Here is a 23497-nt window from a genome sequence, read left to right as displayed (position 1 = left end):
ATGAACGACACCACCGCCCTCGAGAGCACCAGCGACCTGCACGTCGTCGGTTTCACCGAGCTCCCCTCGCCCGCCGAGATCGCGGCCACCCTGCCCGTCGGGGAGGAGCGCGCAGCGCTGGTCTCGCGCACCCGCGACGACGTGCGCCGCATCATGGCAGGCGACGACGACCGTCTGCTCGTCGTCGTCGGGCCGTGCTCGATCCACGACACGGATGCCGGACTGGAGTACGCCGGACGGCTGGTGCGCGAGGCCGAGAAGCACCGCGACGAGCTGCTGATCGTCATGCGCACGTACTTCGAGAAGCCCCGCACGACGGTCGGCTGGAAGGGCCTCATCAACGACCCGCACCTCGACGGCAGCCACGACATCGCGGCGGGGCTCCGGATGGCGCGCGCGTTCCTGCGCGACGTGACCGCGCTGGGGATGCCGTGCGCGACCGAGTTCCTCGAGCCGATCAGCCCGCAGTACACCGCCGACCTCGTCAGCTGGGGCGCGATCGGGGCGCGCACGACCGAGAGTCAGATCCATCGTCAGCTGGCGAGCGGCCTGTCGATGCCGATCGGCTTCAAGAACGGCACCGACGGGGGCCTGCAAGTGGCGCTGGATGCCGCAGCCGCGGCATCCGCTCCGCAGGCGTTCCTCGGCATCGGCGCCGACGGGCGGGCGAGCCTGGTGACGACGACCGGCAACCCCGACACGTCGGTGATCCTGCGCGGGGGAGCGGACGGCCCGAACTACGGCGCCGAGCATGTGCGCCGCGCGTCGGAGCGCCTGGCGGCCGCAGGGCTCACGGCCCGCCTCGTCGTCGATGCCAGCCACGGCAACAGCGGCAAGGACCACGTGCGGCAGTCCGAGGTGGTTACGGAGATCGCGGGCCAGCTCGCCGACGGCGGCCGAGCGATCGCCGGCGTCATGCTGGAGAGCAACCTCGTCGCCGGAGCGCAGAAGCTCGACGTCGCGGAGGGACCTGCGCGCCTCGTGCGCGGTCAGAGCGTGACGGATGCCTGCATGGGCTGGGACGCGACCGAGGTCGCCCTGGAGCAGCTCGCCGCCGGCGTCCGGCGGCAGCGCTGACGCGGCCTGCGCGCGTTCCGGTCGCGATTCGCGCCGCTCACCGGCTGGGCCTATCCGTTCCGGTCGCAGTTCGTGCCGGTCACACGGGCTCGAGGCGGCACAGATCGCGACCGGAACGAAAGACGACCCGCTCGTAACGGCACAGATCGCGACCGGCACGCGGGCTGAAGGGTCGCACGACTTGTCCGCTCCCGTCGCAGTTCGTGCCGCTCACCCGCTGGGCCTATCCGCTCCGGTCGCAGTAAGTGCCGCTCACCGGCCGGGCCTATCCGCTCCGGTCGCAGTTGGTGTCGCTCACCCGCGCTCGAAGCGGCACAGATCGCGACCGGAACGAAAGACGACCCGCTCGTAACGGCACGGATCGCGACCGGAACGCGGGATGACGGTCGCAGCAACAGCGGGACGTGACCGAAGGATGACAGCGACGGACGCAGAACCGGAGGGCGCCGGATGCAGGATGCAGGATGCAGGGAGCCGGACAGACCGGAGCCGGACAGACCGGAGCCGGACAGACCGAAGCCGGACAGACCGGAGCGCGTCAGGCGGAGCGGACGTTCAGCAACTGCCAGCCCTCGGGGACCTTCGCGCGCAGCGCGGCCATGTCGGGAGCCTCGATCTCGGTGACCTGATCGCGGCGTGCGAAGGTGCCGACGGCCTTGAGCACGGCGGCGCCCTTGATCATCTCCACGGGCGACGAGACGAGGTCGAACCCGGCCGGACGGTGGGCTTCGAGCCGCTCCTGGACTTCGGCGAGACTCGCCCCCTCCACAGAGACGGAGGTCGTTTCGACAGGACGCATCAACCCGATCAGCACACCTCAGAGTCTAGGAGGTCGACTGTCGGGGCCGCGGCGAGGCGGGCGCCTGCGCGTTTCGTCTCGCTGCGCTCGCGGGGCAAACGGGACGACCATCGCTCGCGGGACCACAGGCGCTCAGACGAGGGCGGCGGCGCCGCGGAGCTCCTGCTCGCGCATCGCGCGCTCGACCGCCTCGACATCGCGCACCGCCCCGCGGTCGGCCGAGGTCGCCATCGCCGCATAAGACCGCAGCGCCAGGGACACCGGCCGCTGCCGATCGACGGGACGATAGCCACCGGCATCCAGCAGCCGCGCGCGGCGCTCCTCGAGCACCGCCTCGTCGACGCGCAGACTGAGCCCGCGGGTCGGGATATCGATGTCGATGATGTCGCCGTCCTCGACGAGCGCGATCACCCCGCCCGACGCCGCCTCGGGCGAGACGTGGCCGATCGAGAGGCCGGAGGTGCCGCCCGAGAAGCGTCCGTCGGTGATGAGGGCGCAGACCTTTCCAAGCCCCCGGCCCTTGAGGAAGGAGGTCGGGTGCAGCATCTCCTGCATCCCCGGTCCGCCCTTCGGGCCCTCGTAGCGGATGACGACGACGTCGCCCGGCTGAACCGTCTTGCCGAGGATCTTCGCGACCGCCTCCTCCTGCGACTCGCAGACCACGGCGGGTCCCGAGAACACGAGGATCGACGGGTCGACCCCGGCCGTCTTCACGACGGCGCCGTCGACCGCGAGGTTGCCGCGCAGCACCGCGAGGCCACCATCGACCGAGTACGCGTGCGCGGCGTCGCGGATGCAGCCGCCCTCGGCATCCGTGTCGAGCTCCTGCCACCGCTCCGACTGCGAGAACGCGCTCGACGAGCGCACGCCGCCGGGGGCGGCGTGCCAGAGATCGACGGCGCGATCGGATGCCGTACCGCCGCGGATGTCCCACTCCGCCAGCCACGACGTCAGCGATTCGGCGTGGATCGAGGACACGTCTTCGTTGAGCAGACCCGCCCGGTTCAGCTCGCCGAGGATGGTGGGGATGCCGCCGGCGCGGTGCACGTCCTCCATGTAGTACATGCGGCCGTAGGCCGGGTTCGGGGCGATCTTCGCGAGGCACGGCACTCGGCGCGAGATCGCGTCGATCTCGTCGAGGCCGAAGTCGATGCCGGCCTCGTGCGCGGCGGCGAGCAGGTGCAGGATCGTGTTGGTCGATCCGCCCATCGCGATGTCGAGCGCCATGGCGTTCGCGAAGGCCGCGGGGTTGGCCACGGCGCGAGGCAGCACCGAGGCGTCGTCCTCGTCGTAGTACGCCTTCGTGATCTGCACGGCGACCTCGCCGGCCTTCTCGTACAGCGCGCGGCGGGCCGTGTGCGTGGCGAGCACCGAGCCGTTGCCCGGGAGGGCGAGACCGAGCGCTTCGACGAGGCAGTTCATCGAGTTCGCCGTGAACATGCCGGAGCACGAGCCGCAGGTCGGGCAGGCGTTCTCCTCGATGCGCTGGATGTCGGCATCCGACACCGTGTCGTTCGCGGCCTCCGAGATCGCGTCGACGAGATCGAGGGTGCGCACGGCCCCGTCGACGAGCGTCGCACGCCCCGACTCCATGGGTCCGCCGGAGACGAACACGGTCGGGATGTTCAGGCGCAGCGCCGCCATGAGCATGCCGGGGGTGATCTTGTCGCAGTTCGAGATGCACACGAGCGCGTCGGCCTGATGCGCGTTCACCATGTACTCCACCGAGTCGGCGATGAGGTCGCGCGAGGGGAGGGAGTAGAGCATGCCGCCGTGGCCCATCGCGATGCCATCGTCGACGGCGATCGTGTTGAACTCGCGGGGGATGCCGCCCGCGGCCGTGATGGCCTCGGAGACGATCCGGCCGACGGGCTGCAGGTGCGTGTGGCCGGGGACGAACTCGGTGAAGCTGTTCGCGACGGCGATCATCGGCTTGCCGAAGTCGGCCGCGTTGACGCCGGCGGCGCGGAACAGCGCGCGGGCTCCGGCGGCGTTGCGGCCGTGCGTGACGGTGCGGGAGCGAAGGGGGGTGGGCATTCTTCCACCCTGCCGATCGGATGCCGGGGGCGGAAGACGGCGTTGATACTAGTAGTGGGAGCACTAGGTTTGTGGTGTGACCACGGATGAGCAGCAGCGCAAGGAGCTCGGCGCGTTCCTGCGGGCGCGGCGGTCGACCCTGGACCGCGCCGCCTTCGGCCTGCCGCCCGCCGGCCGCGCTCGCACTGCGGGCCTTCGCCGCGAGGAGATCTCGTACCTCTCCGGAGTGAGCGTCACCTGGTACACCTGGCTCGAGCAGGGTCGCGACATCAACCCGTCGCGGCAGGTGCTGGATGCCGTCGCGACGGCGCTGCGGCTGACCTCTGCAGAGCACGACTACGCGCTGCGCCTCGCGGGTTTCGCTCCCGCACGCCCCGGCTCTCCGGCCGAGGTGGAGAGCGCCCCCGCGCACGTGCAGCGCTTCCTCGACGCGCTCGACGAGCATCCGGCGTTCGCCCTCGCCCCCGACTGGGGGATCGCGGGCTGGAACGCGGCCTACGAGACCCTGTTCCCGCGGGTCGCCGAGGTCGCCGCCGAAGACCGCAACCTGCTCTGGCTCATCTTCACCGACCCCTCCGTGCGGGCGCTGCTCGACGACTGGGACGACACGAGCAGCCGCTTCCTCGCCGAGTTCCGCGCCGAAGCGGGCCCGCGCCTGGGGGAGCAGCGCTACCGCGACCTCGTCGGGCGGCTGCGCGAGGCGAGCGAAGAGTTCCGCGCGCAGTGGGACGGGCACGGCGTCGGCGGTTTCGAATCGCGCGAGCGGGTGTTCCAGCATCCGACGCTCGGAAGGCTCGTGTTCGAGCACCATCAGCTGCGCCCGTCGGACCAGACCGACGTGCAGCTCGTCGTGTACACCGCGGATGCCGCGACGCGGGAGGCCTTCGCCCGGCGTGCTACCGGGTGAGTGCGGACCCCCAGGCGCCGTCGTCGAGCGTCCACTCCGACGCCTCTGCCGGGAGCACCTGGAAGGCTCCGTCGCGGAGTCGGATGGTCAAGTCGGGAGCCCAGCCGCCGATCACCGAGGCGTACTCGCCGTCGATCGGGATCAGCGTCGCCGCCGCCGTGAGGTAGCCGAAGGTGCTGAGGTGCACGGCATCCCACTCCTCGGCGATCCGCAACCAGTCGGGGATCAGCCAGCGGCCCTCCCAGCCGGTGATGCGGAACCAGTCGTGCCGGCGTGAGGCCGTGACCTCGACCGGGTATTGCCGGCAGAGGCGCGCCCAGTCCTCCGGTCCGTGGATCTCGTAGACGCGCCCGATGCCGCGCACCGGCGTCACGACCGCCCGCTCCCATCCGGACGAGTCCTCCACGAGCTCGAGCGCATCGAGGATCGCCCCGCGGGACTGCAGAAGACCCAGGGGCCTCGACCACCACGTTCCGCTCCAGCGTGCGCGGACGTCGGCGGGGCGCTCGCGCGCTGCGCGCTCCTCCTCATCGCGCACCGCCGTGCGCCAGTGCGCCAGGGTCGCCGCGCTGCCGCTCGGCTCCCGGGCCGGCACGTCGGGATCGCGCCAGTCGACGGCCCACTGGTTCGGAGCGCAGGAGGAACGCCACCCCGCCGCGGCCGGCGCCGCGAGAACGACTTCGGACACGGGCCCGAGCGCGTGGCGCACCTCGGGGTGATAAGCGACGAGGTCGTCGCCGTCGGGCTCCTGCCAGTACCGGGCGGTGTCGACCGCCGTCCGCAGCGCCTCACGGATCCGCTCGGCGCGCGCGGTCGACAGGTCGAGGGAGCGGATGCCGGCGGCGAGCCGCTCGGGCGAGTGCGTGCGACCCTCGGCCAGGGCGTCGTCGACACTGCCGCCGATCGCGAAGATCGTCGAGTTCTGCGGAGCCGCCCGGTACCCGAGCCAGAACACGGCCTCCGACAGGGCGGGGTCGCTCAGCCGCACGTACTCGAGGCACAGGCGTCGACCGCGCGTGCCCGCCAGCATCCGCTCGGCATCCGTGACCATGTCACCGACCGTACCTCCCCGACCTCGACCACGAAGGCACACGGATCCGCCCGGCTAGGGTGGTCACGGACGACGAGAGAGGCAGCGGCATGGGTGTGAGTCTTCGGGTGGGTCCGATCGCGTACCCGGTCGGCACCGGCGCTTTCCTTGGCGCGTTCTTCGACACCGTGTCGGCACGCCTCGAAGACGGTCGCCGCGGCAGCCGCTTCCCGTTGCTCGGCGAGCTCTACCTCGAGGGGGAGCTCGGCGCCGCACGCCTTTCCGCCGCGGCATCCGAACTGGCCCTCGTCCGCGAGGGACTGGCCGCGCTTCCGCCCTCGGCAGTCGTCTGGGACCTCGACGACCCGAGCGCCGCGCCGCCGTGGGGCGACGACATCGCGCCCACGATCACCGACCTCTCGACCTACTTCGTCACCTCCGACGGCAGACCGCTGCTCGACGTCATGGCGACCGCGCTCGATGCCGGAACCCGCGTGGATCGCGCAGTCCAGATCCGGTAGGCGCGCGCTGGTGCACCGCGGGTCGGGGCCGCTTCGTCCCTGAATAGACTGGGCGCATGCCCGACACGTCGCGCCTCGTCACGATCCTGCGCCGCGCACGATGGCTCGTGCCCGTGCTGGCACTGGGGCTCGCCGCGCTCTCCGCCGGCCTCGGCCAGCTCGCCTACGCGCGCGTGCTCGCCCAGCCGGAGCATCCGATCTCCTTCATCGTCGAAGGCGATCTGCCCCACGGCATCACGCAGGAGACGGTCGAGGCCGCGGCCGAGGGCCGGGCGCTTAGCTATGAGCCGTTCACCGTGCTGGTCGTCGAACGGGAGCTGACCTGGGACGAGTACGAGCACGGGGAGATCCCGCAGGGCGCCGACGTGATGCTCTCCGTCGGGTTCGACCCGGCGGATCCGGACCTCACGCTCCCCGACGCGCGGCGTGCCGCCGTAGCCGAGCTGGCGGCGCTCGACGACTGGCGTCCGCAGTACCGGGTGTCGACCGACGTGCGCGAGACCTTCCTCAACAACGTCACGCAGGGCCACGGCCCGGGCGCCGTCGTGGGCGCAGCGCTGACGGCCGCCTCCGAGGTCTACGACGGCGGGACCCGCTCGCCCGCGTACTGGGGCGCGATCGCGGTGCTCCCCCTGCTCGTCGCGCTGATGATGACCCTGTTGTGGCTGCGATTCGTCACCCGGGAGCGGGCGCGCCTGCGCGCCTTCTCGCGCGCCCGGCTGCAGCTGGCCCGCGTCGTGCTGGAGCTCGATCTCCTGGAGGCGCACTTCCGGATCGCGGATGCGGAGCTCGGGCGCGTCACCGGCAGGGCCGCGCGGAACGTGGCGGAGGACGTCAGGGGCGCGCTCCAGGCCGACTGGTCGGCGATCCGGCGCGACAGCCTCCGGCTCGCCCATGCGGAGCAGGTGCTAACCCGCGAGCTGCTGGATCCGCGCGCGCCGGTGCACGAGCGGGGAAAGCCCGGCGAACCCATGCCGCTCGCGGAGTTCGCCGCCTCCGCCGATGCGCTGCGCCGACGCGCCGATGCGCTGGCCGCCTCCTCGTCGCTCCGCGTCGGGCACGCCGCCGGAGGCACTGTCCTCGGCCGGGTCGCCCTCCCCCCGGCGCTGGCGGTGGAGGAGATCCTTCGCCACCGGGACGCACTCCCTCGCCGCGACGCCGAGAACCTGGCGAAGCAGCGCCGCGCCCTGCTCGCACTCGTCCAGGAGGGCGAGTCGTCCTTCGGAACGGAGAGCGGACCGGACGTCATCGTCCGCCACGCGGATCTCATCGACCGCTGGCGGCGCACGGAGAAGCGGCTGACCGGCGCGCTGGCGAAGGTCGACCGCGCCCTGCGGAATCGCCTCGGGAACGGCAGCGGCTCGCGGATCTCCGACGACGATGTGACCGCGCGCGAACGCGAACGCGTGCGCGTCGCCACCGGCGGGCAGATGGACACGCTGGACGATCTGCGCACGTCCCTCGGCATCTCCCCTCGCGGCTCCCGCGCGCCGTCCTGGCTCGCCGAGCGCGTCCTGCTGCGGGTCGAGTCCCTCGACGGGGCCGGCGGCACGGAGCCGTCCTCCCGGGGCCGGCGCCGTCCCGCAGACGTGTCGGGCGCGGTCGCGCCGAGCATCCCCGGGACGGCTCTGGTCGCCGTGCCGGTGATCGTGGCGCTGGTCAGCGGCTGGATCGCCGTGAGCACGATGGAGGGAGGCGACACGGGCTACGGCCGCACCCTCGTCGGCGACCGGCCCCTCGCCGCTCTGCACATCGCCGGCGACATCTCGCTGATCCCCGACTACGCTGCTCCTCAGCGCGATGGCGAGCCGTCGAACGCCGAGACGCTGACGCTGGAGAGCGTTCGAGAGCAGATGGAGCGGAACGCGCGCTACGGCGATCACGCGCTGCTCCCGGAGCGGGTGGAGCTCATCGTCGCGCTGCTCCCCCTCGACGACTACGTCTCCGCCCGGCCCATCGCGGGCGCCGGCAACCGGATCGAGATCGACTACCTCGACCTGCTGGACGCCTACCCCCGCATCAAGAGGGAGGCGGCGGCCGTGCAGCCGGAGGCGATCGACCCGGCCACCGGCGACGTGCGCCCGGGTCACGCGATCCTCCCGCTCTGGCTGGGCGCCGACGGCTCCTACGGTGCGGGCCTGCCGCTGACCGGGGAGCTCAGCACGGGCGTCGACAGCAGGCTGGGCGCCTACGACTTCGTCGCGACGGAACCGTCGATGTACAACGCCCCGGGCGAGGAGTGGAGTCTGCCCATCGGCGCGGCGGTGGCGTCGACGATGTCGGATCTGGGACGCCAGATGGAATACAACAACCAGCGCGCGCCCGGCATCGAACCGGCCGCGCTGTTCTGGACCGTGGCCATCGCGGCCTGGACCGCCATGCAGACCCTCGTGCTGGCCGGCCTCTCCCTCGCGCAGATCGTGCGGCGCAACGCCGGCACACGCGAGTCGCGCCGTCAGCTCCGCGAGATGCGCGAGAAGCTCAACCGGCTGGCGCTGGGGCTGGATCTGTCCCGCCTGGACGCAGTCGCCGTCCTCGGCGCCGTCGACGGCCATGGCGGCAGGGCCGCCGAGACCGACCAGCATCTCTACGAGACGCTGCTGCTGACCGCGTGGCGCGAGGTGCAGGAGCTGGAGGAGCTGCCCCGTCGCCGGCAGCGCGGCCCGGAATGGCGCACGCGCGTGGCCCGGATGCAGGAGGTCATCGACTCCCTCGCCGAGCGCGACGCCGACGTCGCCGCGCAGGCCCTCGCGCTCATCCGCTCCGACCCGGCCGCGGATCGCTCCTCCTGATGGACGCATGCGAAGAGGGCCCGTGCATTCGCTCGGGCCCTCTTCGCATCTCTATGGAGCCTAGAAGACTCCGTCGTCGGTGCTTCGCTCCGACTCCTCCCCGAATCGCTCAGCCGGATACACGCATGACGAAGGGCCCCGTGCATTCGCTCGGAGCCCTTCGTCATACGTCTGTGGAGCCTAGGAGATTCGAACTCCTGACATCCTGCTTGCAAAGCAGGCGCTCTACCAACTGAGCTAAGGCCCCGTAGGGGATTTCTTGAATTGAGTGGTGGGGCTACCAGGACTTGAACCTGGGACCTCTTCATTATCAGTGAAGCGCTCTAACCGCCTGAGCTATAGCCCCGTCAACCTCCAAGACTTTACCGGAAGATCCCGCGATTTCCGAATCGAGGCGGCGGGAGAGCGGATGCCGGGCGTTTCGCCCCGGCATCCGCTCCAGCAGGCGTCCCGGGCTACCGCCCGGAACGCAGGGTGACCGTGCCCGCCGACAGCGTCACATCGATGATGCGGTCGGACCCTGCGGCGTTGCCCATCCGGTTGTCGAAGGTGCCGGCGCTGACGTCCTGCACGATCGCGTACTCGGCATCGGGCAGCGTCACGTCGGCACCGCCTGCGCTGACATCGATCGCGATGGCGCGCGGCGCCGTGCCGGTCAGCTCGACGGTGAGATCCCCCGCAGAGACCGACAGCTCGGCCTCGGAGACGCCGTCGAGCAGAAGGTCGGCGCCGCCGGCGCTGAGGTCGACGTCGAGCTCGCTCGAGCTCCCTTCGACCGTGAGTTCTCCCGCCGACACCTCGATGTCGAGCTCGCCGAACGCGCCATCGACATCGAGGCCTCCGGCGCTGAGGATGAACGAGGCGTCGATGCCCTCGAGGCGCTCGGGCAGGGTCAGCACGACCGTTCGGTCGTCGTCGAACCAGCGTCCGAGCCACCACCCCCAGAACACGGCGGGGCTGCGGACGATGAGCTCGTCGTCGTCGCGTTCGAAGGTCCAGGCGCCGCCGCGGCCGCCGCGCACCGTAAGCTCGGCCTCGTCGACATCACCGAACTGCACGCGCACGTCGCTCGCGCTGCCGTCGAACTCGATAGCGGTGACGCCGTCGACGTCGACGCGCTGCACGCTGTCGGTGCGCGACAGATCACCGGATGCCGCGACCGCGGCCGTGCCGCCGACTCCGACCAGCGCCAGGCCGCCGAAGACCGCGAGCGTGATGGTGATCCACGAATGGTTCGCGGGCGGGGGAGTGGTGCTGCTCATCGTGCTGCTCCTGTCTGGCCTGCCGGCGGCGTCGCGCCGCCGAGGTTCTCGATGTGGGCGAGGGCGGCGAGCACGCGGCGGTTGCCGGACTCGTCGGGCTCGAGGCCCAGTTTCTGGAAGATGGAGGTGATGTGCTTCTCGACACTGGCCTCGGAGAGGAACAGCAGCGCGGCGATCGCCTGATTCGACTTGCCCTCCGCGATCAGCGCGAGCACGGTGCGTTCGCGTTCGGTGAGGCGCAGCATCCGATCGTCCCTATTGCGTCGAGACAGCAACTGGGCCACGACCTCGGGGTCGAGCACCGTCGCCCCCTCCGAGATGCGCGTCACCGAGTGCAGGAACTCCGCGACATCGGCGACCCTGTCCTTGAGCAGGTAGCCGAGCGGCCCGCCCTGGGCTGCGATGAGATCCGAGGCGTAGCGCTCCTCGACGTACTGCGAGAGCACGAGCAGCGGCAACTGCGGACGCTCGGCGCGGATCGCGAGAGCGGCGCGGATGCCCTCGTCGGTGAACGTCGGCGGCAGCCGCACATCGAGGATGCAGAGCTCTGGGGCCGTGTCGGCGACGCGGCGCATGAGCGCCTCGGTGTCGGCGAGGGCCGCGACGACGGTGTGGCCGGCGTCTTCGAGGAGCCGCACGAGGCCCTCGCGCAGGAGAACCGAGTCCTCGCAGATCAGGATGCGCATGGCACGCTCACCTCCAGAGCGGTCGGCCCGCCCAGCGGGCTGTCCAGGCGCACGGTGCCGCCGGCCGCGAGCACGCGGTTCGAGATGCCGTCGAGGCCCCCGCCTGGCTGCACCTGCGCTCCGCCGACGCCGTTGTCCTCGACCCGCGCCCACAGGGTGTCGACGTCGCGCACCCGCACGGTGACCCGCGCTTCGCCGGCCCGCGAGTGCTTGGCGGCGTTCGTGAGCGACTCGGCGATCGCGAAGTACACGGCCGCCTCGGCCTCACGACTGCACCGCCCGTCGAGGCGCACATCGAGGCTCACCGGGATGTGCGAGCGGCCGGCGAGCGCGGACAGCGCGGCGTCGAGTCCGCGGTCGTCGAGGACGGAGGCGTGGATGCCGCGGGCGAGCTGGCGCAGCTCGGTGATGGCCGCCTTCGTCGATGTGTGCGCTTCGGCGATGAGCTCCTTCGCGGCGGCGGGGTCGTCGTCGATCTTCTGGTGCGCGAGCCCAAGGGTCATGCCGACCGAGACCAGCCGCGGCTGGACGCCGTCGTGCAGATCGCGTTCGATGCGGGTGCGCTCGACATCGGCGGCGCGCACAGCGCCCTCGCGCTGCGCCGTGGTCGTGCGGACCTTCTCGGTGAGCTCGGCCTCGCGGCTCTGCGCCACGAGGGCCAGGGAGATCACGCGGTGCAGCAGCGCGAGGCCGATGAGGCCGGCGACTGCGGCGAGGAAGCCCGCGATGCCGATCAGCGGCGCCCAGGCGGCATCCACCTCGCTGCCGAAGGGACCCGCGATCGTGTCCAGCCCCGCCGACGGGGCGAAGGCGATGATCGCCGACCAGACGGCGCCCCATGCCAGACGAAGCACCACGGCGCCGAGCGCCGCGGCGATCGCGAAGTTCGCGATCCCCCGCCACATGCGGCCGTCGATCGCCTGTCGCCCGATCGAGCGGAGCCACCCCCCGAATCCCGGATGCGGGCTGGTGCGCAGCGTGAGCGGTGCGACACGCACGCGGTACAGCGAGGCGACACGCGCGAACTCGAACCAGCCGAGCCCGTACAGCGCGTAGACGAAGGCGATGAGCAGGAAGACGCCGATACCGAAGAGGAGGAGAAGGCCGAAGCCGGCGCCGAAGAGTCCGCTCAGCAGGCCGATGGTCACCCCGCCGAGCACGCCGAGGGCCGCGAGATGGAGGATCGTCAGCAGGATGCGCAGCGGCGGCCTCGCGGCGCTCGTCTGCCCTGGGGTCGCAGTCTCAGTGGTCATAGTCCCAAGGTACGGTCGGCGGTGCGAGAGGGACACGGAGGCATCCGGACACCTCGCTTCGGGTTTTCCCTACCCCCGGTCCGGCACGCGTGTACCATCTTGATACGTAAACAAAACACTATTTTGATTTTGTTTTCTTTGGAGAAGACGAATGCCGCTGCGTCAGCCCGCTCCCGACCTCGACGACCTGCGTCGAGGGTTGCTCCAAGATGCGGATCGACTCGATCGCGTCCTCTTCTCGCCTCCGCTCGACGACTCGCACTATTATCACTGGTCGCAGCTGCTGCGCCGGGATCCTCCGGAGGGACTCACCCATGAGGAATGGTGGTTCCGACTCAAGCTTCAGCGCTCGTCTCAGTCGCGAACCGTCGCGCTCCGCGCGAAGCACGGTTCCGCCTTCACCTTCAGCATGACCGACGAGCTCCTTCAGCTGACCGAGGAGATCGGCCGACGGGCCGGGGGAAGCGTCGCCGGGGAGGGAGGAGCGCTGACACCTCACGGGCGTGATCGGTTCATCGTGCGCTCACTCGTCGAAGAAGCCATCACCTCCAGTCAGCTGGAGGGCGCGTCGACAAGCCGACGGGTCGCGGTCGAGCTTCTCAGCACCGGTCGCGATCCGCGTACCAAGTCCGAGAGGATGATCCTCAACAACTACCGCGCGATGCGCCTGGTGACGGAGTCCTCCTCGGATCCACTGACTCCTGCCTGGATACTCGAGCTTCATTCGGTGCTCACCGAGGGAACATTGGATGACCCGTCGGATGCCGGAAGGCTGGAGACACCCGACCATGAGCGCGTGAGCGTGTGGGCCGGTGAGATCCATGTACACGTACCGCCCCCTGCCGAAGAACTCCCTGCTCGCCTTCACGAGCTGAGCGCCTTCGCCAACGGGAGCGCTGCCGACTCTCCTTTCATCCCGCCGATCGTCCGAGCGATCATCACGCACTTCATGTTCGGCTACGACCACTACTTCGCCGACGGAAATGGTCGGATCGCACGCACGGCGTTCTACTGGTCGATGCTGCACAACGGATACTGGCTCGCCGAGTACCTGACGATCTCGAAGATCCTGCGCGCGGCTCCCGGTAAGTACGGCGACAGCTATCAGTACACGGAGGACGACGACGGCGACCTCACGTACTTCATCCTTCATCAGTTGAGGGTGATCAAGCGTTCGCTCGATGAGCTCGACAGGTACATCGAGACCAAGCAGAGAGAGTCGCGTCGAGTGCAGTTCGCGCTTCGGAGCGCGGCAAGAGACTTCAACCTGCGTCAGATACAGATTCTCGAGTGGCTGACCAGGGAGAACCCCGCCGGCGTGACCTCGATGGAGATCGCCAATCGCTTCCGGGTATCCACACAGACCGCGAGGAACGACCTCTCCTACCTCGAATCGTTCGACCTGCTCACACGAGGTGCGGCCAAGCATCCGATCAGCTGGATCCCCGTGTCCGACCTGCCATCGAGACTCGCAGCTTTGGGAGATGAAAGCTAGAAAGCAAAAAGACGAAGGGTCAGTTCGACATGAAACCGACGAGCAGGCCGCCGGTGACCTTGACCGCGAGGTTGTAGATGCCGGCGACCACGGCGCCGAGCACCGTGAAGACGATGAGATTGAGGATCGATACCACGGCCGCGAAGGCCATCACCTGCGGCAGCCCCGCCACCTCGGAGATGCGGATGTCAGCGTGAGTTCGACTCACGTGGTCGCAAGGGTGAGCGCATGCTGCACGGCACCGCCGACCGTAACCGGGTCGAAGTCGGTGAGCGTGACGCGTTGGTCGGTGATGGGCGTGAATCCGGACCTCGCGCCACCGTTTGCCTCGGGTGTGACCAGAATACGGTCATCGCCCTCGTCGATGAACGAGTAGACGCCGACGCTACGCACACCCTTCGCATACTTCGCGTATGTAGGCACCCCGAGCCAGGCCAGGAACTCGCGGTCCGGTGGGTCGTTTCGGAAGTCACGCGACGGGAGGATCATCCGAGGGGAGGATTCAAGGGCGGCCAGTACGGCCGAACCGAGCGATTCTGTCTCGTCCGCTGTGTGGAGCACCCGCGGCAGGCCGTTCATCAGCCAGAATCCGTCGGCGTTGCGTGAGTACACAGTGACGAACACTCGACCGTCCGGCTGCACGTGCACGGACACCGACGCGCGCGTCACCGGGTCACTCCCACGATGAGTTCCACTCCGCGCGACCGAGCGTACTCCACCATCTCCAATAGGACGGTTTCCTGGACTGCTGTTGCTCCGCGGGGGATGCTGACTACGAGCTGTCGCGTGACGATTTCCACAGGGTCTATCTTTACACCGCCCCAGTTCGCTCCGTCGAACTCAGCCGCTTTGTCGATGTACTTCTGCATCAGAGAGGTGAGCCGACTCGTGCTCTGATATGAAGATGCGGTCAGGTCCACGCTCTTGATGGACGTGGCCGTGCCAGTGACGAAGTCCCACTTGTCAATGGTCGGGAAGCTCGGCGGGAGGTTTCCACCCAGTCTGGTTTCAATTGCGAAGCCCCGCGGTGACGGTGGATAAAGCCAGGGGCTATCGGCGAGTTTGCTGGCGAGTAAGTCCATCGCTTTCAGCGCGCCCGCGACGGGAGTCGCTTCGGCGATAGTTGGCGTTCGCGGCCTCCGCGGCCTCCACCACCTGCATCCCCGCCGTCCCGATACCGGCGGTGAATACGCCGGCTGCAATAGCGGTTGCTTCGATGGCGACGGTCAGCGCAAGGAAAGCAGCAATCTCGCCACGGATTTCATCGTGAGCTTTGTCGATATGGCCCGCTTGCTCCGCTGCGGACGCGCTGATGGCCCGGCATTGCTCCGCAATCTGGGTGGCGGCTTCACCGAGGGAGCGGCACACCCCGCGGGCTTGCTCTATTTCCGGAGATTCCTGCGCATCGAGTGCAGCGATACCCTGGCTCACCAAGGGCCAGCATCGCTCCAACCCGTCGGCTGCGTCGCTCCATGCAGTCGAGATGCGGCGCAGTTTGCCAGGGTCGCCGTCAGGCCACATCAGACCGCCAACGGTCGCAACCAGTTCCCATCCTTGAGGCGGGTCAGGGATGCCTCCTCCGGCCGCGCTGGGCACGTAAATGCACGGCGAAGCGAATCCCGCACTGTACGAGAAAGTCTCCGGGGGAAGTTCTCCACCGGTCAGATTTGAGTAGCCCTCCGCACGCGCGTGGTTAAACCCGGACGCTTGAAGGAGCGCACCTACCGTGAGCGTCGCCCCGTGAAGGTCAGCGATGGTCTGTGCTGCTTCCCCGGCCGCACGGTCGTAATCCGCAGCCCATTGCGCACCCGCGGGGTCGTGCCCCGCCATGCGGGCTGAATCGGCAAGGGCAACCTGTAAGGCCGTGCTGATGCTCTGCACCTCGTCAGCGAGGTACTCACCGAAAATCTGTGACGCCGCGGAGTAGGCGCTCGGGTCCACACAGATATACACGGCCTCAGCCCCACATTTTCGAGTTCGCGGCCGCGGCCCAACTGTAGTTCGCGTGAGCACCGCGCAGGACCGAGCGCATCTCGACGAGGGATTGGATCATCACCTGCGCTTCATCACTCCACTCTGCGTGAGCACCATCGTGCGCCTGGGACGCCTCGCCAGCCCATACGCCGTGCAGTCGCTTCGACGCGGCTTCTGCATCTTGCAAAGCATCGGTGAGCGCGGTCGTAATGCGCTCCAAATCGTCTACGACCTGCTCGATGTGGTCGGTTCTCACGGAATGAGCCATCAGCGGTCTCCCACCTCTGCAGCCACGTCGATGATGGGCAGCACAGCGCCCAGAGAGCGCGTGTCATTCATGATGGCTTGCTCGTGTGCGAGCATGTCGGCAGTTGCGCCCCGTAGGCCGTCAACGAGATGCCGCAGGGTCGAGATGTTCTCACGCGCGTAAGCCTCCCACTGCTCGTGGGCGGTGCGGAACGATGAGCTGCTCTCACCGGTCCACCCGCTCGCAAGAAGGTCTTCGGCCCGCACTCGTGCCGCCTCCACACGGTCTTCCAGACGGTCTGCGACCGCATCAAGTCGGTTCGCCTCGCTTGCCAATGCTTCGAAATCTGCCCTAATTGTTTTCCCTGACTTTCACCATCTCGTGTGATGGAAGTTCTCTGGTTCCCTGTGAGCATGACAACACACGAGTGTGGACAGCCCGACGAAGGGTCAGTTCGACATGAAGCCGACGAGCAGGCCGCCGGTGACCTTGACCGCGAGGTTGTAGATGCCGGCGACCACGGCGCCGAGCACCGTGAAGACGATGAGATTGAGGATCGATACGACGGCCGCGAAGGCCATCACCTGCGGCAGCCCCGCCACCTCGGAGATCCGGATGCTGTTGTCGGTGAAGCCCGCGACGAAGCTGTCGACATCGGCGAGGATGCCCGTCGCCTGCAGCACCATGAAGATGAGGAAGAACGACACCATCGTCACGATCGCGAGCGCCACGGCGCCGAGGAACGACAGCTTCACCGCCGACCAGAAGTCGACGTAGACCAGACGCAGGCGCACCTGCTTGCCGCTGGTCTTGTGCGTCGACTTCTTCGCCAGCTTGTCGGCTACAGTGCTCATGCGGATTCCTCAGGAGTTTCGGTCGTCTCGGGGGCGGGGGATTCAGCATCCGCTTCCGCCTCGTCTTCTCCGAGACCTCGCTCGCCGTTGCGGGCGATTGCGAGGATGCGGTCTGCGTCTGTGGTCCGAGCGAACACGACACCCATGGTGTCACGGCCCTTCGCAGGCACCTCGGCCACGGCAGAGCGTACCACCTTGCCGCTGGACAGAACCACCAAGACCTCGTCGTCCTCCGCGACCATCAGACCGCCCGCCAGAGTGCCCCGATCGTCGTTGAGCTTGGCGACCTTGATGCCGTATCCGCCGCGTCCCTGCACGCGGTACTCGTCGATCGCGGTGCGCTTGGCGTAGCCGCCATCGGTGACGACGAATACGAACTGGCCGGGGGCGGCGACGGATGCCGACAGCAGACTGTCTCCGTCGCGGAACTTCATGCCCTTCACGCCCGCGGTCGCCCGGCCCATCGGGCGCAGCGCCTCATCGGTCGCGCTGAAGCGCACCGACATGCCCCGACGACTGATCAGCAGGATGTCATCGGAGGCGTTCACCATGAGCGCCGAGACGAGCTTATCCTCGTCGTTGAGACGGATCGCGATCACGCCGCCCTGACGGTTGGTGTCGTAGCTCGACAGGGCCGTCTTCTTCACCAGGCCGTCGCGGGTCGCGAGCACCAGGTAGTCGGCGACCGCGTAGTCGCGGATGTCCAGGATCTGCGCGATCCTCTCGTCGGGCTGCAGGGCGAGGAGGTTCGCCACGTGCTGGCCCTTGGCATCGCGGCCGGCCTCCGGGACCTCGTACGTCTTGGTGCGGTAGACCCGGCCCTTGTCGGTGAAGAACAGCAGCCAGTGATGGGTCGTCGTGACGAAGAAGTGCTCGACGATGTCATCCGCCCGCAGCTGCGCGCCCTTGATGCCCTTGCCGCCGCGATGCTGCGAGCGGTAGTTGTCGCTGCGCGTGCGCTTGATGTACCCCTCGCGCGTGACGGTGACGACCATCTCCTCTTCGGCGATGAGGTCCTCCATCGACACGTCGCCGTCGAAGCCGTGCAGGATCTGCGTACGGCGCTCGTCGCCGAAGCGGTCGACGATGCCGGTGAGCTCCTCGCGGATGATGTCGCGCTGCAGTGACTCGTCGGCGATGATCGCCTTGAACTCCTCGATCTTCACCCGCAGCTCCTCGGCCTCATCGAGGATCTTCTGCCGCTCGAGCGCTGCAAGTCGGCGCAGCTGCAGGGCGAGGATCTCGTCGGCCTGCTCGGCGTCGACGTCGAGGAGCGCGATGAGACCTTCGCGCGCGTCGTCGACGGTGGGGGAGCGCCGGATGAGCGCGATGACCTCGTCCAGCGCGTCGAGCGCCTTGAGGTAGCCCTCGAGGGTGTGCATGCGCTTCTCGGCCTTCGCCAGACGGAAGCGCGTGCGGCGGACGATCACCTCGAGCTGGTGGGCGATCCAGTTCGTCACGAAGCCGTCGATCGCGAGCGTACGCGGCACGCCGTCGACGATCGCGAGCATGTTCGCGCCGAAGTTCTCCTGCAACTGGGTGTGCTTGTAGAGATTGTTCAGCACGACCTTGGCGACGGCATCCCGCTTGAGGACGACGACGAGACGCTGTCCGGTGCGGTCGGAGGACTCATCGCGGATGTCGGCGATGCCGGTGATCTTGCCCTCACGGGCCAGGTCGCCGATCTTCACGGCGACGTTGTCGGGGTTGACCTGGTACGGCAGCTCGGTGATGACGAGGCAGGTGCGTCCCTGGATCTCCTCGACATTCACGACCGCGCGCATCGTGATCGAGCCGCGGCCGGTGCGGTACGCCTCGTGGATGCCCTTGGTGCCGAGGATCTGCGCTCCGGTGGGGAAGTCCGGTCCTGGGATGCGCTGGATGAGCCCGTCGAGCAGTTCCTCGCGAGGCAGCCCAGGGTTGTCGAGCGCCCACAGGGCGGCCTCCGACACCTCGCGCAGGTTGTGCGGCGGGATGTTCGTGGCCATGCCGACCGCGATGCCGATCGATCCGTTGACGAGCAGGTTCGGGAACCGTGCAGGCAGGACGTCGGGCTCCTGGGTCTGACCGTCGTAGTTCGGCGAGAAGTCGACGGTGTCCTCTTCGATGTCGCGCACCATCTCCAGCGCGAGCGGGGCCATCTTCGTCTCGGTGTACCGGGGGGCGGCGGCGCCCATGTTGCCGGGGGATCCGAAGTTGCCCTGGCCGAGAGCGAGCGGGTAGCGCAGCGCCCACGGCTGCACGAGGCGCACGAGGGTGTCGTAGATCGCCGAGTCGCCGTGCGGGTGGTACTGGCCCATGACCTCGCCGACGACGCGGGCGCACTTCGAGAACGACTTGTCAGGGCGGAAGCCGCCGTCGTACATGCCGTAGATGACGCGGCGGTGCACGGGCTTGAGGCCGTCGCGCACATCGGGCAGCGCACGGCCGACGATCACGGCCATCGCGTAGTCGAGGTACGACCGCTGCATCTCCTCCTGCAGGTCGACCTGGTCGATGCGCCCGTGGTCGTGGCCCTCGTTGATGTCGGGGCGTTCTTCGTCAGTCATGTGCTTTCGTTTCTTCTTACGTTCTCAACGTCTCGCGGCGTTTCGTCTCGCTTCGCTCGCGGGGCGACCTGGTCGCGAGCGGGACGACACGCATGTCAGATATCGAGGAAGCGGACGTCCTTGGCGTTGCGCTGGATGAAGCTGCGTCGCGACTCGACGTCTTCGCCCATGAGCACGCTGAAGATCTCATCCGCGGCCGCGGCGTCGTCGATCGTGATCTGGCGCAGCGTACGGGTCGAGTGATCCATCGTGGTCTCCCACAGCTCCTTGGCGTTCATCTCGCCGAGACCCTTGTAGCGCTGGATGCCCTCCTTGGGGATGCGCTTGCCGTTGGCGAGGCCGTGCTCGAGCAGGGCATCGCGCTCGACGTCGGAGTACACGTACTCGTGGGGGGAGTTCGTCCACTTGAGCCGGTACAGCGGCGGCATCGCGAGGTAGACGAAGCCGGCTTCGATGAGTCCGCGCATGTAGCGGAACAGCAGCGTCAGCAGCAGCGTCGTGATGTGCTGACCGTCGACGTCGGCATCCGCCATCAGGACGATCTTGTGATAGCGGGCCTTCTCGATATCGAAGTCCTCGCCGATACCCGTACCGAAGGCCTGGATCATCGCCTGGACCTCTTTGTTGCCGAGGGCCTTGTCGATCCGGGCGCGCTCGACGTTGAGGATCTTGCCGCGCAGCGCCAGGATCGCCTGCGTGTGCGGGTCGCGCCCCTGCACGGCGGAGCCGCCGGCCGAGTCGCCCTCGACGAGGAAGATCTCGCTGATCGAGGGGTCCTTGCTCGTGCAGTCCTTGAGCTTGTCTGGCATCGCCGCCGACTCGAAGACGCTTTTGCGGCGGGCGGTCTCGCGCGCCTTGCGCGCGGCCAGTCGAGCAGTCGCGGCATCGATGGCCTTGCGGATGATGTTCTTCGCCTGCGCGGGGTTGCGGTCGAACCAGTCGCCGAGCTGGTCGCCGACGACCTTCTGCACGAACGCCTTCGCCTCAGTGTTGCCGAGCTTGGTCTTGGTCTGGCCCTCGAACTGGGGCTCGGACAGCTTCACCGAGATCACAGCCGTGAGCCCTTCGCGCACGTCGTCGCCGGAGAGGTTGTCGTCCTTCTCCTTGAGCAGGTTGTTCGCGCGGGCGTACCGGTTCACGAGCGTGGTCAGCGCCGCCCGGAAGCCCTCCTCGTGCGTGCCGCCCTCGTGCGTGTTGATGACGTTCGCGTAGGTGAAGACGTTCTCGGTGTAGAGGTTCGTCCACTGCATGGCGACCTCGACCGACATCTTGCGGGAGGTGTCCTCGGAGGAGAAGTCGATGATCTCGTCGTTGACGACGTCGGCGTGGCGCACCTTGTTGAGGTATTCGACGTAATCGACGAGACCGCGCTCGTAGAAGAAGTCATCGGTGCGGTGCTTGAGCACCGTCGCGCCGTCCTCCTCGGCCTCGTACATGGTCGCGACGCGCTCGTCGAAGAGACGGATGCGCAGCCCCTTGTTGAGGAACGCCATCTGCTGGAACCGCGTGCGCAGCGTGTCGTAGTCGAACTCGACGGTCTCCTTGAAGATCTCGGCGTCCGGCCAGAAGGTGATGGTCGTGCCGGTCTCGTCGGTCGGCTCGCCCTTCTCCAGCTGCTGCTGGGGGACGCCGCCATCTGCGAAGCTGTGCCGCCAGACGAAGCCCTTCTGCTTGACCTCGACCTCGAATCGTGTCGAGAGCGCGTTCACCACCGAGGAGCCGACGCCGTGCAGACCACCGGAGACGGCGTAGGCGCCGCCGCCGAACTTGCCGCCGGCGTGGAGGATCGTGAGCACCACCTCGACGGTGGACTTCGTCGGGTCGGAGGAGTGCGGGTCGACGGGGATGCCGCGGCCGTTATCGGTCACGCGCACGCCGCCGTCGTCGAGTAGCGTCACGAGGATCGTGTCGGCGTAGCCGGCCATCGCCTCATCGACGGAGTTGTCGACGATCTCCTGGACGAGGTGGTGCAGACCCCGCGGCCCGGTTGAGCCGATGTACATACCGGGGCGCTTGCGCACCGCCTCGAGACCCTCGAGGATCTGGATCGAGTCGGCCCCGTACTCGCCAGGCTGCTGCGCGGGCGTCGCGGCGAGGGATGCTGAGCCGGTGGAAGGGGTCTGATCCGGGGACCCGGTCCCCGAGTTTGTCGAAGCGTCAGACGTCATCAGAGGGCATTCTCCACATCGGTATCACGAACCTCCATTCTAGCGGGGTTCGGGAGGGAAATGCGTGCTAGAACGCCGTGTATGGCCTTCTGAGGGCATTGAACCCCTTGGATGGTCACCTACCCGTAGGTATCGCGTGGACCCCGCCCTGGAACGACTCTGGGGCCCCATTTCCACGAGGGGACGTCCGGTCCGATGAAGCGGAGGTTCTGCACCCCGGCCTCGGGATAGCGCCGGCCGATCTCGGTGAGGATGGTCGCGCGCATGTACTGCAGGTTCTTCGCCCACGCGGTCGAATCGCACTTCACGGTGAGCAGGCCGTGCTCCAGCGAGACCGGCTCGGAGTGCTGGGCGGTGTCGGCGCCGGCCAGGTCCGCCCACTGGAGCACGAGATCCTCGCGGGCGAGCGTCGCCTCCCAGCCCGAATCGCGGGTGAGCTTGTCGAGCACCGCGCCGAGCGATCCCGGATCGCGCCCCGGCGTGAAGGGAGCATTGTCGTCGTCGACGGCGACGCGACGCTTGCGCTTCCAGTTCTTCGAGCTCGGCTGCAGACCCCGCAGCCGCAGATATGTCGCGACCGTCTCCGGAGCATCGGATGCCGCGGGCTCACTCATCCGCTTCCTCCTTTGCGAGTGCGTCGACCTGGGCCGCTGAGCCTGCCGAAAGGCGCTCATCGCTGATGGTGCCCGCCGTGATCCGCACCACGTGGCGGTGCAGCACGTCGGGGATATCCTCCTCCACGGCAGCGGTCACCACCACCTGCTCGTATCCGGCGGTCAGCGTCGCCAGCCGCCGCCGCCGATCGGCGTCGAGCTCGGCGAACACGTCGTCGAGGATGAGCACCGGATCGCCCGCCGGAGACTCGGCGCGCAACAGCTCCGCCGATGCCAGCCGCAGTGCCAGCGCGACCGACCAGGATTCGCCGTGCGAGGCATAGCCCTTCACCGGAAGACCGCGCACGCGGAGGATCAGGTCGTCCCGGTGAGGTCCGGTGAGCGTGAGGCCCCGTTCGAGCTCCTGGGCGCGCTTCGCCGCCAGTGCGGCGCGGAACAAATCCGATATATCGCCGGTGGAACCGTGCTCCGCGGTATCCGTCCCCTCCTCGGGGTCGCCGCCGCGCACAGACAGCGCCCACTCGAGCTGCGGTCGGTGGTCTTCGCCGGCGATGGCCGCGTAGGCATCGGCGACCGGCTGCTGCAGATCGGCGGCGAGCCGCTGTCTGGCCGCGATGATCTCGCTGCCGAGGGCGACGAGCTTGTCGTCCCACACGTCGAGGGTGCTGAGGGCTTCACCGCGGATGCCGCGGGCGCGAGCCGATTTCAACAGAGCCGTACGCTGCTTGAGCACGCGGTCGTAGTCGGCGAGCACCGCTGACAGGCGCGGGGTGCGCTGGATCAGCAGCTGATCGGCGAAGCGCCGGCGCGAAGACGGGTCGCCGCGCACGATCTGCAGATCCTCCGGGGCGAACAGCACGACGTGCGCGTAGCGGGGCAACTCGCTCGTCTTCGACGGGGATCCGTTGATGCGGGCCTTGTTCGAGCCCTGACGATTGAGCTGCACCTCGACGAGGACCTTGCGCTCGCCGTGTGAGAGCCGGGCACGGATGATCGCGAACTCCTGGGCATCGCGCACCATCGGGGCATCGGCGGAGACCCGATGGGAACCCAGCGTCGCGAGGAACACGACGGCTTCGGCGAGGTTCGTCTTGCCCTGTCCGTTTCGGCCGACGAGCACGTTCGGGCCGCGGTGGAGCGCGAGTTCGGCGGTCGCATAATTGCGGAAGTCGACCAGACTCAGGTGCTCCACAATCACGGAGTCAGCCTACCCGCGGACTCGGACACTCTCT

General features: G+C 68.4%; 21 protein-coding genes, 2 tRNA genes and 1 pseudogene. 5 read left to right on the top strand and 19 right to left on the bottom strand.

Going from position 1 to position 23497, the window contains the following annotated elements; translation table 11 throughout:
• Entirely contained in the window at nucleotides 1-1077 is a 1077-nt protein-coding gene (locus QM568_RS10610; RefSeq protein ID WP_415138596.1) for a 3-deoxy-7-phosphoheptulonate synthase, read from the top strand.
• A 538-nt stretch (nucleotides 1078-1615) separates the two neighbouring features.
• Here QM568_RS10610 and QM568_RS10605 read toward each other — a convergent pair.
• Together QM568_RS10605 and ilvD are read right to left on the bottom strand one after the other, a co-directional pair.
• Complete coding sequence (locus QM568_RS10605) at nucleotides 1616-1891, bottom strand: hypothetical protein (protein ID WP_415138594.1); 276 nt, start codon at nucleotides 1889-1891, stop codon at nucleotides 1616-1618.
• A gap of 117 nt (nucleotides 1892-2008) precedes the next feature.
• The gene (ilvD, locus tag QM568_RS10600) at nucleotides 2009-3913 is read right to left on the bottom strand and encodes a dihydroxy-acid dehydratase (RefSeq protein WP_415138592.1); all 1905 of its coding nucleotides are present in this window, start codon (nucleotides 3911-3913) and stop codon (nucleotides 2009-2011) included.
• A 76-nt stretch (nucleotides 3914-3989) separates the two neighbouring features.
• Here ilvD and QM568_RS10595 point away from each other — a divergent pair, with 76 nt between their 5' ends.
• Nucleotides 3990-4820: a helix-turn-helix transcriptional regulator gene (locus QM568_RS10595; RefSeq protein ID WP_415138590.1), complete on the top strand. Its 831-nt coding sequence runs from the start codon at nucleotides 3990-3992 to the stop codon at nucleotides 4818-4820.
• Here QM568_RS10595 and QM568_RS10590 read toward each other — a convergent pair.
• Nucleotides 4810-5871: a hypothetical protein gene (locus tag QM568_RS10590; protein ID WP_415138588.1), complete on the bottom strand. Its 1062-nt coding sequence runs from the start codon at nucleotides 5869-5871 to the stop codon at nucleotides 4810-4812. The two genes, QM568_RS10595 and QM568_RS10590, sit on opposite strands and share 11 nt — an antisense overlap.
• Nucleotides 5872-5960: 89 nt before the next feature.
• Here QM568_RS10590 and QM568_RS10585 point away from each other — a divergent pair, with 89 nt between their 5' ends.
• Together QM568_RS10585 and QM568_RS10580 are read left to right on the top strand one after the other, a co-directional pair.
• Nucleotides 5961-6371: an Imm70 family immunity protein gene (locus QM568_RS10585; protein WP_415138586.1), complete on the top strand. Its 411-nt coding sequence runs from the start codon at nucleotides 5961-5963 to the stop codon at nucleotides 6369-6371.
• Between the two features lie 56 nt (nucleotides 6372-6427).
• Complete coding sequence (locus QM568_RS10580; protein WP_415138584.1) at nucleotides 6428-9163, top strand: hypothetical protein; 2736 nt, start codon at nucleotides 6428-6430, stop codon at nucleotides 9161-9163.
• Nucleotides 9164-9337: 174 nt separating this feature from the next.
• Here the strand turns inward: QM568_RS10580 and QM568_RS10575 are convergent.
• The 5 genes from QM568_RS10575 to QM568_RS10555 form a co-directional block, all read right to left on the bottom strand.
• A tRNA-Ala gene (locus QM568_RS10575) sits at nucleotides 9338-9410 on the bottom strand.
• 22 nt (nucleotides 9411-9432) lie between these two features.
• Nucleotides 9433-9509: transfer RNA gene (locus QM568_RS10570), tRNA-Ile, on the bottom strand.
• A gap of 109 nt (nucleotides 9510-9618) precedes the next feature.
• Nucleotides 9619-10425, bottom strand: a complete 807-nt coding sequence (locus QM568_RS10565; protein ID WP_415138582.1) for a DUF4097 family beta strand repeat-containing protein — start codon at nucleotides 10423-10425, stop codon at nucleotides 9619-9621.
• Nucleotides 10422-11111 carry a LuxR C-terminal-related transcriptional regulator gene (locus QM568_RS10560; protein WP_415138580.1) on the bottom strand — a complete coding sequence of 230 codons (690 nt, stop codon included), beginning with the start codon at nucleotides 11109-11111 and terminating at the stop codon, nucleotides 10422-10424. Before QM568_RS10560 ends, QM568_RS10565 begins: the two co-directional genes overlap by 4 nt.
• Nucleotides 11099-12364: a histidine kinase gene (locus QM568_RS10555; RefSeq protein WP_415138578.1), complete on the bottom strand. Its 1266-nt coding sequence runs from the start codon at nucleotides 12362-12364 to the stop codon at nucleotides 11099-11101. The genes QM568_RS10560 and QM568_RS10555 overlap by 13 nt, the downstream gene beginning before the upstream one ends.
• Before the next feature lie 151 nt (nucleotides 12365-12515).
• On the opposite strand from QM568_RS10555, the gene QM568_RS10550 reads away from it, so the two are divergent.
• Nucleotides 12516-13859, top strand: coding sequence for a Fic family protein (locus tag QM568_RS10550; RefSeq protein WP_415138576.1), 1344 nt, complete (start codon nucleotides 12516-12518; stop codon nucleotides 13857-13859).
• A 19-nt stretch (nucleotides 13860-13878) separates the two neighbouring features.
• Here QM568_RS10550 and QM568_RS10545 read toward each other — a convergent pair.
• The 11 genes and pseudogenes from QM568_RS10545 to recF all read right to left on the bottom strand — a co-directional run.
• Nucleotides 13879-14040: pseudogene (locus QM568_RS10545) on the bottom strand (DUF3566 domain-containing protein); the annotation flags it as partial.
• Between the two features lie 23 nt (nucleotides 14041-14063).
• The gene (locus tag QM568_RS10540) at nucleotides 14064-14438 is read right to left on the bottom strand and encodes a hypothetical protein (protein WP_415138574.1); all 375 of its coding nucleotides are present in this window, start codon (nucleotides 14436-14438) and stop codon (nucleotides 14064-14066) included.
• Nucleotides 14439-14524: 86 nt separating this feature from the next.
• Nucleotides 14525-14941 carry a hypothetical protein gene (locus QM568_RS10535; RefSeq protein WP_415138572.1) on the bottom strand — a complete coding sequence of 139 codons (417 nt, stop codon included), beginning with the start codon at nucleotides 14939-14941 and terminating at the stop codon, nucleotides 14525-14527.
• Nucleotides 14910-15812 (bottom strand): hypothetical protein, encoded by a 903-nt coding sequence (locus QM568_RS10530; protein WP_415138570.1) that lies wholly within the window; start codon nucleotides 15810-15812, stop codon nucleotides 14910-14912. Before QM568_RS10530 ends, QM568_RS10535 begins: the two co-directional genes overlap by 32 nt.
• Before the next feature lie 4 nt (nucleotides 15813-15816).
• Nucleotides 15817-16101, bottom strand: coding sequence for a WXG100 family type VII secretion target (locus QM568_RS10525; RefSeq protein WP_415138568.1), 285 nt, complete (start codon nucleotides 16099-16101; stop codon nucleotides 15817-15819).
• Nucleotides 16101-16436, bottom strand: a complete 336-nt coding sequence (locus QM568_RS10520) for a WXG100 family type VII secretion target (protein ID WP_415138628.1) — start codon at nucleotides 16434-16436, stop codon at nucleotides 16101-16103. Before QM568_RS10520 ends, QM568_RS10525 begins: the two co-directional genes overlap by 1 nt.
• A gap of 93 nt (nucleotides 16437-16529) precedes the next feature.
• Nucleotides 16530-16934, bottom strand: coding sequence for a DUF3566 domain-containing protein (locus QM568_RS10515; protein WP_415138566.1), 405 nt, complete (start codon nucleotides 16932-16934; stop codon nucleotides 16530-16532).
• Nucleotides 16931-19483, bottom strand: coding sequence for a DNA gyrase subunit A (gyrA, locus tag QM568_RS10510; RefSeq protein ID WP_415138564.1), 2553 nt, complete (start codon nucleotides 19481-19483; stop codon nucleotides 16931-16933). Before gyrA ends, QM568_RS10515 begins: the two co-directional genes overlap by 4 nt.
• Before the next feature lie 95 nt (nucleotides 19484-19578).
• A complete protein-coding gene (gene gyrB / locus QM568_RS10505) occupies nucleotides 19579-21651 on the bottom strand; it encodes a DNA topoisomerase (ATP-hydrolyzing) subunit B (RefSeq protein WP_415138562.1) in 2073 nt (690 codons plus the stop codon).
• 119 nt (nucleotides 21652-21770) lie between these two features.
• Entirely contained in the window at nucleotides 21771-22265 is a 495-nt protein-coding gene (locus tag QM568_RS10500; RefSeq protein WP_415138560.1) for a DUF721 domain-containing protein, read from the bottom strand.
• On the bottom strand, nucleotides 22258-23463 hold the full coding sequence (gene recF, locus QM568_RS10495; protein WP_415138558.1) for a DNA replication/repair protein RecF: 1206 nt from the start codon (nucleotides 23461-23463) through the stop codon (nucleotides 22258-22260). Before recF ends, QM568_RS10500 begins: the two co-directional genes overlap by 8 nt.
• Nucleotides 23464-23497 lie beyond the last annotated feature (34 nt).

The organism is Microbacterium sp. (assembly GCF_047607465.1).
Taxonomy (GTDB): domain Bacteria; phylum Actinomycetota; class Actinomycetes; order Actinomycetales; family Microbacteriaceae; genus Microbacterium.
Note: the sequence above shows the minus strand (reverse complement) of the source record. Positions and strands in the feature narration are given on the sequence as shown.